Consider the following 15266-nt stretch of genomic DNA (forward strand, 5'->3'; position numbering starts at 1 on the left):
CCCGAAACCTTGCAAGGCCAGATGTCCGATTCCGAAGATTCCAAGCCAGCGGCGCAGCGAACCGATGCCGCGTCCCGCATGGCGTGGCTGCGCGCCGAGCTGGCCCGCCACGACCATGCCTACTACGTGCTCGATGCACCGCTGATTCCCGACGCCGACTACGACGCGCTGTTCCACGAATTGCAGGCGCTGGAGCGCGAGCATCCCGAACTGCGCACGCCCGACTCGCCCACGCAGCGCGTGGGCGGGGCGCCGCTGCCGGAATTCGCCGCGGTGCGCCACAAGGTTCCCATGCTGTCGATCCAGACCGAGACCGACACCACGCCGGCCGGGGCGCAGGCGTTCGACACCCGGGTGCGCAACAAGCTGGGTCTGGGGCCGGGCGATCCGCCGGTGCATTACGCGGCCGAACTCAAATTCGACGGCCTGGCCATCAACCTGCGCTACGAGCATGGCGTGCTGGTGCAGGCCGCCACGCGCGGCGACGGCGAGACGGGCGAGGACGTCACCCAGAACATCCGCACCATCCGCAGCCTGCCGCTGCGGTTGACCGCGCCCAGGCCGCCCGCGGTGCTGGAGGTGCGCGGCGAGGTCATCATGAAACGGGCCGACTTCGAGCGTTACAACGCCCGGCAGCGCGCGCGCGATCTGCCCACCCTGGTCAACCCGCGCAACGGCGCGGCGGGCAGCGTGCGCCAGCTCGATCCGGCCATCGCCGCGCAGCGCCCGCTGTCGTTCTACGCCTATGGCTGGGGCGAGATCCAGGACTGGCCCGAGCAGCCCGACACCCACCACGCCATGCTCGATGCGCTGGCGGCGCTCGGCCTGCCGGTGGCGGCGCAGCGCACCCACGGACCGGGGGCGCAGACCCTGGTCGCATTTCACGCCCGCATCGCCGCCGAGCGCGACGCGCTCCCGTTCGACATCGACGGCGTGGTCTACAAGGTGGACAGCCTGGCGCTGCAGGCTCGCTTGGGTTTTCGCAACCGCGAGCCGGTCTGGGCGGTGGCGCACAAATACCCGGCGCAGGAGCGCAAGACGCGCGTCCTGGCCATCGACGTGCAGGTCGGGCGCACCGGCAAGCTCACCCCGGTGGCCAAGCTCGAGCCGGTGTTCGTCGGCGGCGTCACCGTCACCAACGCCACCCTGCACAACGAGGGCGAGGTGCGCCGCAAGGATGTGCGGGTGGGCGACACCGTCATCGTGCGGCGCGCCGGCGACGTGATTCCGGAAGTGGTCGGCGTCGTGACCGACGCCCGACCGGCCGATGCCGGCCCGCCGTTCGATCTCTACAAGCGCCTGGGCGGCCGCTGCCCGGTGTGCGGCTCGGCCATCGCGCGCGAGGAGGGCGAGGCGGACTGGCGCTGCACCGCAGGGCTGTACTGCGCCGCGCAGCGCAAGGAGGCCATCAGGCATTTCGCCTCGCGCCGCGCGATGAACATCGAGGGGCTGGGCGACAAGCTCGTCGAACAGCTGGTGGAGCGCGGCCTGGTCGCGGATATCGCCGACCTCTACGCCTTGACGGTCGAGCAGCTCGCCGGGCTGGAACGGATGGGCCCGAAATCCGCCGAGAACCTCGTCGCCGAACTCGCCAGGAGCCGCAAGACCACGCTGTCCCGCTTTTTGTTCGCGCTCGGCATCCCGGAGGTCGGCGAGGCGACGGCCGCCGCGCTGGCCCGGCACTTCGGCAGTCTCGCCGCCTTGCGCGACGCGATCGACGCCTACGCCGACGCGCTCGCGGTGCAAGGCGACGCCACCAAGGCAGCGCGCGCGCGCCGCCTGCAAGGGCAGGCGCTGCAGCAGGTTCCCGACGTGGGGCCGGAAGTCGCCGAGCGCATCACCCGCTTCGGCAGCGAGCCGCACAACCAGCGCGTGATCGAACGTCTGCTCGAGGCCGGCATCCGCTGGGATGACCTGGAGGTTGGCCCGGCTTCGGCGCGGCCCCTGGCCGGCAAGACCTTCGTGCTCACCGGCACCCTGCCCGAGATGAGCCGCGACCAGGCCCGCGCACGCATCGAGGCGGCGGGGGGCAAGGTGACGGGCTCGGTGTCGAAAAAGACCGACTACGTCGTGGCCGGCGCCGAGCCCGGCAGCAAGCTGGACAAGGCGCGCGAACTCGGCGTGCGCGTGCTCGACGAGGCCGGCTTGCTGGCCTTGCTGGCAGGCGCATAGGCCGGTCGGATGGTGCGGGGCGTGGCTTCGGACATCCTGCTCGGCGTCGATCTCGGCGGCACGAAGATCGAAATCGCCGCGCTCGACGCGCAGGGCCGCTTCCTGTTGCGCGAGCGCCTGCCCACGCCGCGCGGCGACTACGCGGCCACCCTGGAGGCCATCGCCGAACTGGTGCGCCGCGCCGAGGCGCGGCTAGGGCGGGCCGAGGGTTCTGCACGCCTGCCGCTGGGCGTGGGCATTCCCGGCTCGGCGTCGCCCGTCAGCGGATTGATCCGCAATGCCAATTCCACCGTGCTCAACGGCATGCCGCTGCATGCCGATCTGGAACGCCGGCTCGGCCGGCCGGTTCGCGTCCACAACGACGCCAATTGCCTGGCGGTAAGCGAGGCGGTGGACGGCGCGGGGGCGGGGGCGCGGGTGGTGTTCGGCGTGATTCTCGGCACCGGCGTGGGCGCCGGCATCGCCATCGACGGCAAGGACTGGCTCGGCCGCAACGCCGTGGCCGGCGAGTGGGGTCACAATCCGCTGCCCTGGCAGCGTGCTTCAGTCGCGTGGCGCGAGGCGCCCGGCCCGCTGTGCTGGTGCGGCCGGCAGGGTTGCCTCGAGACCTGGCTCAGCGGACCCGGATTCGCCGCGGATCATGCCGCGCATACCGGGCGGCGCATCGCGGCCCAGGACGTCGTCGCGGCGATGCGCGCGGGCGACGCGGCGGCGCGCGCCAGTTTCATCCGCTACTGCGACCGCCTGGCCCGGGGCCTGGCGCATGTGGTCAACCTGCTCGATCCCGAGGTGATCGTGCTCGGGGGCGGGATGAGCAATGTGCGCGAACTCTACGACGAGGTGCCGCGGCGCTGGGGCGCCTGGGTGTTCTCGGACAGCGTGCAGACCCGCTTGTGCGGCGCCGCGCACGGCGATTCATCGGGCGTGCGCGGGGCGGCCTGGTTATGGCAGGGTTGAGCGCGGCGGCAGGTCGCGTTCAATGGCCGGCCGCGGGCTGCAGCAGGCGTTGCACATAGGCGCTTACGCCCGTGGCCACGTCGGCGAACGCGTGGTCGCAGCCTGTCGCGCGCAGGTTCTGCAGATCGGCTTCGGTGAAGCATTGGTATTTGCCGACCAGGGCGGCGGGGAAGTCGATGTACTCGATCAGGCGATCGGCCACCATCTGCTCCAGGCTCAGGCCGTCGAGCCCGTGCGACGCCCGCAGCGCATTGATCACGCCATGGGCCACGTCGTTGAAAGGCTGTGCGCGCCCGCTGCCGAGGTTGAACACGCCGCTGTGCGCGGGGTGGTCGAAGAACCAGAGATTGACCGCCACCACGTCGTCGATCCAGACGAAGTCGCGCATCTGCTCCCCCGGGCCGTAGCCGCCGTAGGCGCCGAACAGCCTCACCTTGCCTTCGGCGCGGTACTGGTTGAAGTGGTGGAAGGCGACCGAGGCCATGCGGCCCTTGTGCTGTTCACCGGGGCCGTAGACGTTGAAGTAGCGAAACCCCGCGATCTGGCTGTCCGCTGCCGGCAGATGGCGCCGTACGACCTGATCGAACAAGAGCTTGGAATAGCCGTAGACGTTGAGCGGGCGCTCGAACCGGGGTTGCTCGACGAAGCTTGCCGAGCCGCCATAGGTGGCGGCGCTGGAGGCGTAGAGCAGGCGGATGCCCTGCGCCAGGCAGGTGTCGAGCAGACGTTTGCTGGCGACGTAGTTGTTGTCCAGCATGTAGCGGCCGTCGTGCTCCATGGTGTCGGAGCAGGCGCCTTCGTGGAACACGGCGTCGACATGGCCGAACTGGCCGCGGGCGAAGGCCTCGTAGAACGCGGTCTTGTCGACATAGTCGCTGATGCGCAGATCGACCAGGTTGTGGAATTTGTCGGCCTGGGTGAGGTTGTCGACCGCGATGATGTCGGTGATGCCGCGCGCGTTCAGGCCGCGCACGAGATTGCTGCCGATGAAGCCGGCGGCGCCGGTGACGACGATGCGTGGGTGCATGGTGGTGTTCAGGTCTGTGGCCAGAGTTCGGCAGGCGTCACGCTCGCCGTGCCCAGCTTGCCGACGACGATGCCGGCGGCGCGGTTGGCGACGCGCACGGCATCGGCCAGACTGCTGCCTGCGCCGAGCATCACGGCCAGGGTGGCGATGACGGTGTCGCCCGCGCCGGAGACATCGAACACCTCCTTGGCCTCGGCCTTCACGTGCAGCGGCTCGCCCGCGGTGAACAGGCTCATGCCGTCCTCGGCGCGGGTCACGAGCACGGCTTGCAGGTCGAGGCTGGCGCGCAGCGCGTCGGCGCGCTGGCGCAGTTCGGCCTCGCCGCTCCAGTCGCCTGCGGCGAGGGTGAACTCGGCGCGGTTGGGAGTGATGAGCGTGGCGCCGCGGTAGCGGGAGTAGTCGCGGCCCTTGGGGTCGACCAGCACCGGCATGCCGCGCAGGCGCGCCAGCTCGAGCATGCGGGTCACGTGGGTGAGGCCGCCCTTGCCGTAGTCGGACAGCAGCACCACGTCGTGCAGGTCCAGCTCCTGCGCATAGCGGTCCATCAGGTCGAGCAGCACCTCGTGGTCGGGCTTGGACTCGAAGTCCATGCGGATGAGCTGCTGCTGGCGCGAGACCACGCGCAGCTTCATCGTGGTTTGCATCCCCACGACCTGGCGCATGGCGCTGCGGATGGGGGAGTCGGTGACGAGATGCGCCAGACGGCGGCCGGCGTCGTCCGAGCCGACCACCGACAGCAGCGTGGTCTGCGCCCCGAGCGCGGCGGCGTTCAGGGCGACGTTGGCAGCGCCGCCCATGCGGTCCTCCTCGCGCTGCACCAGCGCCACCGGCACCGGCGCCTCGGGCGAGATGCGCTCGACCGCGCTGAACCAGTAGCGGTCGAGCATGACATCGCCCACGACGAGCACGCGGGCCTTGGCGAGTTGATCGACGTTCATACGGCAAGCAATTGAAGTTCTTCGGTGCGGCGGGGGGGGTAGGTCTCCCAGCCTTGGCAGGCAGGGCAATGCCAGGTGTAGTTGCGCGCCTCGAAGCCGCAGGCGGCGCAGCGGTAGCGCTGGCGATTCTTCAGCGCGCCATCGAGCGCCTGGGCGAGAGCCAGCCGGGCGGGCTCGGGCGACAGCGCGGTGCTGGTCTGGTCGAGCACGCGGCGCGCGGCCAGCAGGCTCTTGTGGGTCTGCAGATAGGTCAGGGCGAGGTGGTAGCGCTCGCTGGCGTCGGCCTCGAGCTGCAGGACGGCGTCGAGCAGGTCGATGGCCGGGTAGTCCTGCAACTTTGCGAGCAGCCAGTCGCGTCCGGCCTGCGCCTGACCCGTCTCGCGGAAGAGCCGCGCCATGTCCAGCGCCGCCAGCGCGGTGAAATCCGGCTGGATCTGCGCGATGTGGCGCAAGTGCTCCAGCGCCTGGGCGGCATCGCCCTGTTGCTGGGCGATGCCGGCGCGCAGCTGCCAGGGGCGCACGGCCTGCGGATGCACGCGCACAGCCTTGTCGAGCGCGTCCAGGGCGCCGGTCAGGTCATGGCTTTGCTGGCACTGCATGGCGACTTCGCACCAGTAGTGCGCGATCTGGCGCCCGTAGCTGCCGGCGCCCAGACGCTCGAGCTGGCCGGCGATGTCGATGGCCCGTGGCCATTCCTTGGTGCGCTCGTGGATTTGGAGCAGGGCCGCCAGCGCTTCCGACTGGTAGGGCGAGGTGGCCAGGGCGGTGTAGACCGACTCGGCGCGATCGAGCAGCCCGGCCTTGAAAAAGTCCTGCGCGAGGGCGATCTGGGCACGTTGGCGCTCGGCGGACGGAAGGTCGCCGCGCGCCAGCAGGTTCTGGTGCACGCGCACGGCGCGCTCGTATTCCCCGCGCCGGCGAAACAGATTGCCGAGGGCGAAATGCAGATCCACGGTATTGGGGTCGGCCGTCACCGCCTCGATGAAGGCGTCGATGGCCTTGTCCTGCTGCTCGCTCAGCAGGAAGTTCAGGCCGCGAAAATAGGACAGCGGCGCATCGCGCTTGAGTTCGCTCTCACGCCGCCATTGCCGCAAATCCAGCCTGGAGGCCAGCCACCCGAGACCGAAGGTGATGGGCAGCGCGAGCAGCCACCACAGCTCAAACTCCATCGGGCGTTCCGTCGATCACGGCCGGGGCGGTGCGCACGGGCTCGCTGGGCGCGGTGGCAGGCTTGGCGGCCGGGGGCGGGGTTGCCCGCTGCCGGCGCGCCCGCATCCAACCCGGCAGCATGGCCAGGGCGCCAAGCACCGCGCCCAAGGTGAACGCGGCGAGCAGGAGCACGAACAGCGGGGCCTTCCACTGCGTCCCGAACAGCAGGTGCAGCACCGTGGGTTCCAGGTTGTTCAGCGCGAGGCCGAAGAACAGCAGGAAAAGAATGAGACGGACGAACCAGTTGAAGGCGCGCATGGTTGTGTCGATGAAGGCAGCGCGGCAAAGGCGCTGCGAGGCGGCATTTTAGGCGGGAAGCCGGACTGGAATGTGCGTCTCTGGCGGAGCGGCCTCGGCGAGGGTTTGTGCGCCGGCCGCGGTCGGGTCCACGACGGCGAATGCGATGCGGCCAGGGCCGCAGACGAGGCTCAGGGCTTGGAGGCCGGCTCGACGGCGAGATCCTTTTCGCCGGAGCCTGGGCTCTGGTCGACCTGCATGCGCAGCGATTTGCCGGGTTTGAAGTGCGGCAGGCGCTTTTCGGGGACCATGACCTGCTCGCCCGAGCGCGGGTTGCGGCCGACGCGGGCCGGGCGATGACTGACCGAAAAACTGCCGAAGCCGCGAATTTCGACGCGATGACCGTTCTCCAGGGCTTCCGAAAGCGCGTCGAGAATGGTCTTGACGGCCAATTCCGCGTCGCGGTGGGTGAGTTGGGTGAAGCGCTCGGCGAGCTGATCCACCAGATCGGAACGGGTCATGGGAAAGTCGAGGCGGGGAATGTGGGAATTGGGGGTGTGCCTTGCGCAGCCGCACCGAAAAAAACGCCCGCCAAGCTTTTGGCCGGCGGGCGTCGTGGCGGAGTTGCTTATTCTTGGTTTTGGTTGTCGAGCTTGGCGCGCAGCAGGGCACCGAGGTTGGTGGTGCCGGTGGCTTCGCGCTGCTCGTTGGCCAGGCGGTTCATGGCTTCCTGCTGGTCCACGCTGTCCTTGGCCTTGATCGACAGCTGGATGCTGCGATTCTTGCGGTCGATGTTGATGACCATGGCCGAAACCTGGTCGCCATCCTTGAGCAGATTGCGCGCGTCTTCGACGCGGTCGCGCGAGATTTCGGAGGCGCGCAGATAGCCCTCGATCTCGTCGCCCAGGTCGATGATGGCGCCCTTGGCGTCCACGGACTTGACGGTGCCCTCGACGACCTTGCCCTTGTCGTTGATGGCGGCGAAGTTCATGAACGGATCGCCTTCCATCTGCTTGATGCCCAGGGAGATGCGCTCGCGCTCGATGTCGATGCCCAGCACCAGGGCTTCGACCTCCTGGCCCTTCTTGTAGTTGCGCACCGCGGCTTCGCCGGGTTCGTTCCAGGACAGGTCGGACATGTGGACCAGGCCGTCGATTCCACCGGGCAGGCCAATGAACACGCCGAAGTCGGTGATGGACTTGACCGGGCCGCTGACCTTGTCGCCACGCTTGTGGTTGGCGGCGAACTCGTCCCAGGGGTTCGGGCGGCACTGCTTCATGCCCAGGCTGATGCGGCGACGGTCTTCGTCGATTTCCAGCACTTGCACTTCCACCTCGTCGCCGAGTTGGACGATCTTGCTGGGGGCCACGTTCTTGTTGGTCCAGTCCATTTCGGAGACGTGCACCAGGCCTTCGATGCCGGGCTCGATCTCGACGAAGGCGCCGTAGTCGGTGAGGTTGGTGATCTTGCCGAACAGGCGGGTGCCGGCCGGGTAGCGGCGCGCCACGCCGACCCAGGGGTCGTCGCCCATTTGCTTGAGGCCCAGCGAAACGCGGTTCTTCTCGGCGTCGTACTTGAGCACTTTGGCCGTGACTTCCTGGCCGGGGGTGACGACTTCGCTGGGATGACGCACGCGGCGCCAGGCCAGGTCGGTGATGTGCAACAGGCCGTCGATACCGCCGAGATCGACGAACGCGCCGTAATCGGTGATGTTCTTGACCACGCCGGTGACGATCTGGCCTTCCTTGAGGTTCTCCAGCAGCTTGGCGCGCTCTTCGCCCTGGCTGGCTTCGACCACGGCACGGCGCGACAGCACGACGTTGTTGCGCTTGCGGTCGAGCTTGATGACCTTGAACTCCATGGTCTTGCCTTCGAAGGGCGTGGTGTCCTTCACCGGGCGGGTGTCGAGCAGGGAGCCGGGCAGGAAGGCGCGAATGCCGTTGATCATCACGGTCAGGCCGCCCTTGACCTTGCCGGTCACGGTGCCTTGGGCGAACTCGCCCGATTCAAGCGCTTTTTCCAGGGACATCCAGGAGGCCAGGCGTTTGGCCTTGTCGCGCGACAGCATGGTGTCGCCGTAGCCGTTTTCGAGCGCGTCGATGGCCACCGAGACGAAATCGCCGACCTTGGCTTCGACTTCGCCATGGTCGTTCTTGAATTCTTCAATGGGGATGTAGGCGTCGGATTTCAGGCCGGCGTTGACGATCACGAAATTGGGATCGACGCCGACGACTTCCGCGGTGATGACTTCACCGGTGCGCATATCGCGCGTCTTGAGCGACTCTTCGAAAAGGGCGGCGAAGGATTCGCCAGACGTGCTGGCGCTAGGGTTGACGGACATGGACAGACTCTCGGACCCGCAGGAAACCCCGCGGGGTTGGTTGCACAGCCTGAATACGGCCCGGCGTCGGGCGGAAATCCGCGCTTTGGCTGGGCCTGGGCGCGGACTCGCCGGCCCCGAAGGGGCGCGTCTTCAGGAACGTTGTCGCCACCACTGCAACACCTGATGCACGGTCTGATCGACGTCGAGCGCGGAGGTATTGAGGGGTAGCGCGTCCTGCGCGGGCTTGAGGGCCGCAACGCTGCGCTGGGTGTCGCGCGCGTCCCGCTGCTCAAGCTCGTGCAAAACTTGTGTAAGTGTAGTTGAAATGCCTTTAGAAATCAATTGCTTATGCCGACGCTCGGCACGGGCCTGCGCATCGGCGGTCAAGAACACCTTCAGCCGGGCGTCCGGAAACACCACGGTGCCCATGTCGCGGCCGTCGGCGACCAGTCCGGGAGCGCGGCGCAGGCTGCGCTGCAGGTCAAGCAGGGCGCGTCGCACGGCAGGCAGCGCGGAAAGCGTGGACGCCGCCTGGCCCACGGCCTCGGTGCGGATCGCGTCGCTGGCATTTTCCGGCCCCAGCCACACCGTGCCGCCTTCGCAGCGGATCGGCAGGTGGCGCGCCAGAGCCGCCAGCGCGGCTTCGTCGTCGAGGGCGATGCCCTGACGCTGCGCGAGCAGGGCCGTGGCGCGGTACATCACGCCAGAGTCCAGATAGTGGAAGCCCAGCGCCTGGGCCAGATGCGCGGCGACCGTGCCCTTGCCCGAGGCGGTGGGGCCGTCGATGGCGATGACGGGTACGGGGCGTGCGACGGCGGCGAAGGCCTGGAAATAGCTCGGAAACGTTTTGGATACGCAACCGGGTTCGAGGATGCGAATGTCGGCCGGGCCGAAGCTGGCCAGGGAGAAGCACATGGCCATGCGGTGGTCGTCGTAGGTGGCGATGGCCGCACTGCGCCAGTGTTCGGCCGGCAGGGGATGCACGCGCAGCCAGTCGGAACCGGCCTCCACCTGCGCGCCGAGCTTGGTCAGCTCGGCCGCCATCGCGGCGATGCGGTCGGTTTCCTTCACCCGCCAGCTGCCGATGCCGGTGAGCGTGGTCGGCGCTTCGGCAAACAGCGCGGTGATGGCCAGGGTCATGGCCGCATCGGGGATGGCGACGCAGTCGATGGTCCCCCCGGCCAGACGTTGCCGCCCTTCGCGCAGACCGTGCGTGGCGATGAATCCTTCACCCCATTCGACCCGCGCGCCCAGTTGCTCCAGCACGCGGGCGAACTGCACGTCGCCCTGGATGCTGTTCGCATCGACACCCTCGACGCGCACCGCCTGGCCCTGGCCGTGCAGGGTACCCAGCACACCGGCGGCGAGGAAATACGAGGCCGACGAGGCGTCGCCTTCGACGGCGATGCGACCCGGGCTGACGAAGCGGCTGCCGGCCGGAATGATGAAGCGCTGCCAGCCCTGGTGCTCGATGTGCACGCCGAAGCGGGCGAGCAGCTTGCACGTCATTTCGACATAGGGCCGGGAAATCAGCGTGCCGGCGACTTCGATGACGATGTCGCGCGCGGCGGCAGCCAGCGGCAGCGCCAACAGCAGTGCGCTGAGAAATTGGCTCGATACGTCGCCGCGCACGCGTATGGGGGCGTCGATGCGCAGGGTGCCGACGCCGATGTTCAGCGGCGGGAAGCCGGGTTGGCCGCCATAGCCGATGTCGCAGCCGATGGAGCGCAGGGCATCGACCAGATCGCCGATCGGGCGCTCGTGCATGCGCGGCACGCCAGCCAGGGCGTAGCTGCCGCCCAGCAGTGCCAGCGCCGCGGTCAGCGGCCGGATCGCGGTTCCCGCATTGCCCATGAACAGCTTGGCCTCGCGGGCGGGGAATCGGCCGCCGCAGCCGTGAACCAGGGTGGCGGCGCCCTGTTGCTCGACCTTCACGCCCAGGGCATGAAGCGCGGCGAGCATCACGCGGGTGTCGTCCGAGTCGAGCAGGCCCGTGACCTGGGTGGAGCCGCTCGACAGGGCAGCCAGCAGCAGCACGCGGTTGGAAATGCTCTTGGAGCCGGGCAGGCGAACCGTACCGCCCGCGCCGATCAGCGGGGGCAGGTCGAGAAAATCAGGCGATGTCATCGGCGGGAGAGGGTGAAGCCCAGTCCTTGCGGGACTGGCTGGCTTGGCGGATCAGGGATTCCAAGACGGTCCAGTTGCCCTGGCGCATCTGCGCCTCGAATCCGGCAATGGCCTGCTTGAACAGTTGCAGTTGCTGCAGCACTTCGCTGCCGTTGGCCTGGAAGATGTCGCGCCACATCGTCGGGTCGCTCGCCGCGATGCGCGTGAAGTCGCGAAAACCGGGGCCGGCGAGCTGGAGATAGCCGCTTCCCTTGGGTTGGCGCGTCATGGCGTAGACATAGGCGAAGGCGACCAGATGCGGCAGGTGGCTGACGGCGGCGAAAGCGGCGTCATGCTCCTTCGGCTCCATGATCGAGACCACGGCGCCCACGGCTTCCCAGATCTGGGTGGCGACCTCGACGAAGCGGTCAGGGTTGTTCTCCATCGGCGTGATGACCACCCGACGGCCGTCGAACAGCGCCGAGCGCGCATAGTGCACGCCGCTGTGCTCGCCGCCCGCGATCGGGTGGCAGGGCACGAACTGGCGGCTGCGTTCGCCCAGGCATTCTTGCGCTGCGGCGACCACGTCGCTCTTGGTGCTGCCCACGTCCATCACCAGCGCGTGCTGCGACAGCCCGATGCGGATTTGCTTGAGCAGAGGGCCGATGGCCGACACGGGAACGGCCAGCAGCACAAGATCGGCGCCGGTGGCCGCGTGCAGGGCGGAGTCGGCGCCGTGGTCGATGACTCCGGCGGCCTTCGCGGCGTTGATGGTGGACGGCGATTTGCTGTAGCCCACCACTTCCTGGGCCAAGCCGGCATGCTTGGCGGCCAGGGCGAACGAGCCACCCAGCAGGCCGACGCCGAGCACGGCCAGGCGCTTGAACTGGGGTTGCGACGGGGTGTCGGCGTAGGCGCCGATGAGGGTGTCCATGCCTCAGGCGGCCAGCGCGGCGCGCAGCGCGTCGATGCAGCGCGCGTTTTCGGCTTCGGTGCCCACCGAGATGCGCAGCCAGGGGCCGAGGCCGTAGTTGCCGACCGGGCGCACGATCACGCCTTGCTTGACCAGCGCGGCGTTGATCCGGTTCCCCGCCTGCTCGTCGTCGCCCATGCGCACCAGCACGAAATTGCCGTGCGAGGGCAGGTGGCGCAGGCCGAGGGCATCGAAGGCGGCGACGAATTGGGCCATTCCGGCGCGGTTGACGTCCACCGCGCGGCGCAGAAAGTCCTCATCGCCCAGCGCGGCCAATGCCGCAGCCTGCGCCACGGTGCTGGTGTTGAAGGCCGATCGCACGCGGTTGAGGACGTCGGCCAGGGCCGGATGCGCCGCGGCATAGCCGATGCGCAGGCCTGCCAGCCCGTAGGCCTTGGAGAAGGTGCGCGACACGACCAGGTTGGGGTGCTTGCGCAGCAGCGCGAGGCTGTCGGTGCGCAGACCGGGGTCGAGGTATTCCACATAGGCCTCGTCCAGCATCACGACCACATCGGGCGGAACCTGCTCCATGAAGGCCGCGATGTCCGCGGCGCAAGCCAGGGTTCCGGTCGGATTGTTCGGGTTGGCCAGATACACCAGCCGCGTCGACGGCTCGATGGCGGCGGCCATGGCCTGCAGATCGTGGCCGTAGTCGCGCGCCGGCACGACGATGTGCCGGGCGCCGGCTTGCTGGACCGCGAGTTGGTAGACGATGAAGCCGTATTGGGAGTAGACGCAGGAATCGCTTTCGCTCAGCAGGGCGCGCGCGGCCATTTCCAGAATGTCGCTGGAGCCGTGGCCGAGCACGATCCAGTCGGCCGGCAGACCCAGGTGCGCCGCCAGGGCCTGGCGCAGCGCATAGCCGTCGTTGTCCGGATAGCGCGGCGTTTCGGTCAGGGCGTCCATGACGGCCCTGCGCGCAGCGGGCGACATGCCCAAGGGGTTCTCGTTGGATGCGAGTTTGACGATGCGGGACTCGTCCATGCCGATTTCGCGCGCGACCTCGGCGATCGGGCGACCTCCCACATAAGGCGAGATCGTGCGGATATAACCGGTTCCCCACTGGGGCGCTGCGGCTTTGGCTGTTGTCATGGTGTGCAGGTCGGATCGTGGTCGTGTGTGTGGCGCGACCTTATTCTTGCCAGATCGGATAGGAGCCGAGATTCTTGAAGAAGGCGCAGGCGCGGCGCAGTTCGTCGAGCGCCTGGCGCACCGGAGGATCGTCCTGGTGGCCTTCGAGGTCGATGTAATAGAAATATTCCCAGGCGCCGGAGCGGGCCGGGCGGGACTCGAACCGGCTCATGCTCACGCCATGCTCGGCCAGCGGCTTGAGCATTTCAAACACCGCGCCGGCGCGGTTGGGGACGGACAGAATCAAGCTCGTGCGGTCGTGTCCGGTGGGTTGGGGCGTCTGCGTGCCCAGGACCACGAAACGGGTGCGGTTCTGCGCCTCATCCTGAATGCGCGCCGCCGCGATGTGCAGCAGGTATTGGCTGGCGGCTTGTTCACCGGCGATGGCCGCGAGCGTTTCGTCTTGCGCCGCCAGGCGCGCCCCTTCGGCGTTGCTCGCCACGGCGCGACGCTCGATCGCCGGCAAGTGCGCGTCCAGCCATTGCCGGCACTGCGCCAGCGCCTGCGGATGCGCCAGCACGGCGCGAATCCCATCGGTCCCGGGACGTTTGCGCAGAAGGTTGTGGTGGATGGCGAGACTGATTTCGCCGCTGATCAGCACCGGGTGCGCAAGCAGGAGGTCGAGGGTGCGCGCCACGGCGCCCTCGGTCGAGTTCTCGATCGCGACCACGGCATACGCGCTGGCCCCCGAGAGCTGGCTGCGAAAGACCTCATCGAGGTCGGCGCAAGGCAGGAACGCGCAACTCGAGCCGAAGAATTGGCGCGCCGCCTGTTCGCTGTAGGTTCCTTCCGGCCCGAGGAAAGCGATTTGCTGCCTGGCTTCGAGGGCGCGGCAGGCCGACATGATCTCGCGCCAGATCGCTGCGATGCCGGTGCCGTGCAACGGCCCAGTATTGGCCTGCTGTACCTTGGCGATGACCTCCCGCTCGCGTTCGGGGCGGAACACCGGCATGTCCAGGCGTTGCTTGTGCTCGCCGATCTGCTGGGCCAGCTTTGCGCGTTGGTTCAGCAGGTCGAGCAATTGGCGGTCCAGCGCATCGATTTGTGCGCGCAAAGGCTTGAGGTCGGCATCCATGGCAAACAGACGGTGTCAATGGTCGCGTTCAAAGGCTTGCATGTAGTCCACCAGCGCCTGCACGCCGGCCAGGGGCATGGCGTTGTAGATGCTGGCGCGCATGCCGCCTACCGACTTGTGGCCCTTGAGTTGCAGCAGGCCGCGGCTTTGCGCGCCCTGGAGGAAGGCCTCGTTCAGGGTTTCGTCGCGCAGGAAGAACGGCACGTTCATGCGTGAGCGGTCGGGTTTCGCTACGCGGTTGTAGTACAGGGCCGAGGCGTCGATGCATCGATAAAGCAGTTCGGCCTTCTTGCGGTTGCGCTCGGCGATGGCCGCGATGCCTTGCAGGCTTCCCTCGGTCTGGCGCTTGAGCCACTGGAAGACCAGCCCGGCGATATAGATGGCGTAGGTCGGCGGCGTGTTGTACATCGAGCCGTTCCTGGCGGCCACGGCGTAGTCGAAGGCGCTCGGGCAGGCGGGGATGGCGTGGCCGACGGCGTCGCGATGGACGATGACCAGCGTCAGGCCGGCAGGGCCGATGTTCTTTTGCGCTCCGGCATAGATGCAGGTGTGGGCGGCCACGTCGACGGGCCGCGACAGGATGGTGGACGACATGTCGGCCACCAGCGGCAGGCCGAAGCGGCCGGGCACGTCGTGGAACTCCACGCCGTCGATGGTTTCATTGGCGCAGTAGTGCAGGTATTGGGCATCCGGTCGCGGCTGCCAGGTGTGCAGCGGCGGGATCCGGTCGTAACCGTGCGAGGCATCGACCTGCGCGGCCAGGTGCACGTCGCAGTATTTGCGCGCTTCCAGCTGGCTCTTTTGCGACCAGGCGCCGGTCACCACGTAGTCGGCCTTGGCTGCGCGCGAGAGGTTGAGCGGAACGATGGCGTTTTCGGCCAGCGCGCCGCCCTGCATGAACAGCACGTGATAATCGGCGGGCACGCCGAGGAGCTCGCGCAGATCGGTCTCGGCCTGCTCGATGATGCGCCCGAAATGCACGCCGCGATGGCTCATTTCCATCACGCTCATGCCGCTGCCATGCCAGTCGAGCATTTCCGCCGCGGCCTGTCGCAGCACGTCATCAGGCATGGCCGCCGGCCCGGCCGAGAAGTTGTAGGGGCGGGTCTGCATGGCGC

At 68.2% G+C, this 15266-nt stretch carries 13 protein-coding genes; 2 read left to right on the plus strand and 11 right to left on the minus strand.

From position 1 onward, the window contains the following. Positions 1 to 21 precede the first annotated feature (21 nt). Positions 22 to 2172, plus strand: coding sequence for an NAD-dependent DNA ligase LigA (gene ligA, locus THIARS_RS14405; protein ID WP_094161489.1), 2151 nt, complete (start codon positions 22 to 24; stop codon positions 2170 to 2172). Between the two features lie 21 nt (positions 2173 to 2193). Beyond that, entirely contained in the window at positions 2194 to 3129 is a 936-nt protein-coding gene (locus tag THIARS_RS14410) for an ROK family protein (protein WP_245845933.1), read from the plus strand. A gap of 19 nt (positions 3130 to 3148) precedes the next feature. Here THIARS_RS14410 and rfaD read toward each other — a convergent pair whose 3' ends face one another. From rfaD to serC, 11 genes are all read right to left on the minus strand, one after another. Then, complete coding sequence (gene rfaD, locus THIARS_RS14415; RefSeq protein ID WP_094161491.1) at positions 3149 to 4156, minus strand: ADP-glyceromanno-heptose 6-epimerase; 1008 nt, start codon at positions 4154 to 4156, stop codon at positions 3149 to 3151. Between the two features lie 8 nt (positions 4157 to 4164). After that, positions 4165 to 5094 (minus strand): D-glycero-beta-D-manno-heptose-7-phosphate kinase, encoded by a 930-nt coding sequence (rfaE1, locus tag THIARS_RS14420; RefSeq protein WP_094161492.1) that lies wholly within the window; start codon positions 5092 to 5094, stop codon positions 4165 to 4167. After that, positions 5091 to 6263, minus strand: a complete 1173-nt coding sequence (gene lapB, locus THIARS_RS14425) for a lipopolysaccharide assembly protein LapB (protein WP_094161493.1) — start codon at positions 6261 to 6263, stop codon at positions 5091 to 5093. Before lapB ends, rfaE1 begins: the two co-directional genes overlap by 4 nt. After that, positions 6253 to 6561, minus strand: coding sequence for a lipopolysaccharide assembly protein LapA domain-containing protein (locus tag THIARS_RS14430; protein WP_094161494.1), 309 nt, complete (start codon positions 6559 to 6561; stop codon positions 6253 to 6255). Before THIARS_RS14430 ends, lapB begins: the two co-directional genes overlap by 11 nt. A 170-nt stretch (positions 6562 to 6731) precedes the next feature. After that, positions 6732 to 7061, minus strand: a complete 330-nt coding sequence (locus THIARS_RS14435; RefSeq protein WP_094161495.1) for an integration host factor subunit beta — start codon at positions 7059 to 7061, stop codon at positions 6732 to 6734. A 107-nt stretch (positions 7062 to 7168) separates the two neighbouring features. Further along, on the minus strand, positions 7169 to 8881 hold the full coding sequence (rpsA, locus tag THIARS_RS14440) for a 30S ribosomal protein S1 (protein ID WP_094161496.1): 1713 nt from the start codon (positions 8879 to 8881) through the stop codon (positions 7169 to 7171). A gap of 132 nt (positions 8882 to 9013) precedes the next feature. Next, positions 9014 to 10990, minus strand: a complete 1977-nt coding sequence (locus THIARS_RS14445; protein ID WP_094161497.1) for a bifunctional 3-phosphoshikimate 1-carboxyvinyltransferase/cytidylate kinase — start codon at positions 10988 to 10990, stop codon at positions 9014 to 9016. After that, positions 10977 to 11903, minus strand: coding sequence for a prephenate dehydrogenase (locus THIARS_RS14450; RefSeq protein ID WP_094161498.1), 927 nt, complete (start codon positions 11901 to 11903; stop codon positions 10977 to 10979). The genes THIARS_RS14445 and THIARS_RS14450 overlap by 14 nt, the downstream gene beginning before the upstream one ends. A 3-nt stretch (positions 11904 to 11906) precedes the next feature. Further along, the gene (gene hisC, locus THIARS_RS14455; RefSeq protein WP_094161499.1) at positions 11907 to 13034 is read right to left on the minus strand and encodes a histidinol-phosphate transaminase; all 1128 of its coding nucleotides are present in this window, start codon (positions 13032 to 13034) and stop codon (positions 11907 to 11909) included. 40 nt (positions 13035 to 13074) lie between these two features. Beyond that, positions 13075 to 14148, minus strand: a complete 1074-nt coding sequence (pheA, locus tag THIARS_RS14460) for a prephenate dehydratase (RefSeq protein ID WP_094161500.1) — start codon at positions 14146 to 14148, stop codon at positions 13075 to 13077. Between the two features lie 15 nt (positions 14149 to 14163). Then, a complete protein-coding gene (serC, locus tag THIARS_RS14465) occupies positions 14164 to 15261 on the minus strand; it encodes a 3-phosphoserine/phosphohydroxythreonine transaminase (protein WP_094161501.1) in 1098 nt (365 codons plus the stop codon). Between the last annotated feature and the right edge of the window lie 5 nt (positions 15262 to 15266).

This window comes from Thiomonas delicata (genome assembly GCF_900088825.1).
Taxonomy (GTDB): Bacteria; Pseudomonadota; Gammaproteobacteria; order Burkholderiales; family Burkholderiaceae_C; genus Thiomonas_A; species Thiomonas_A delicata.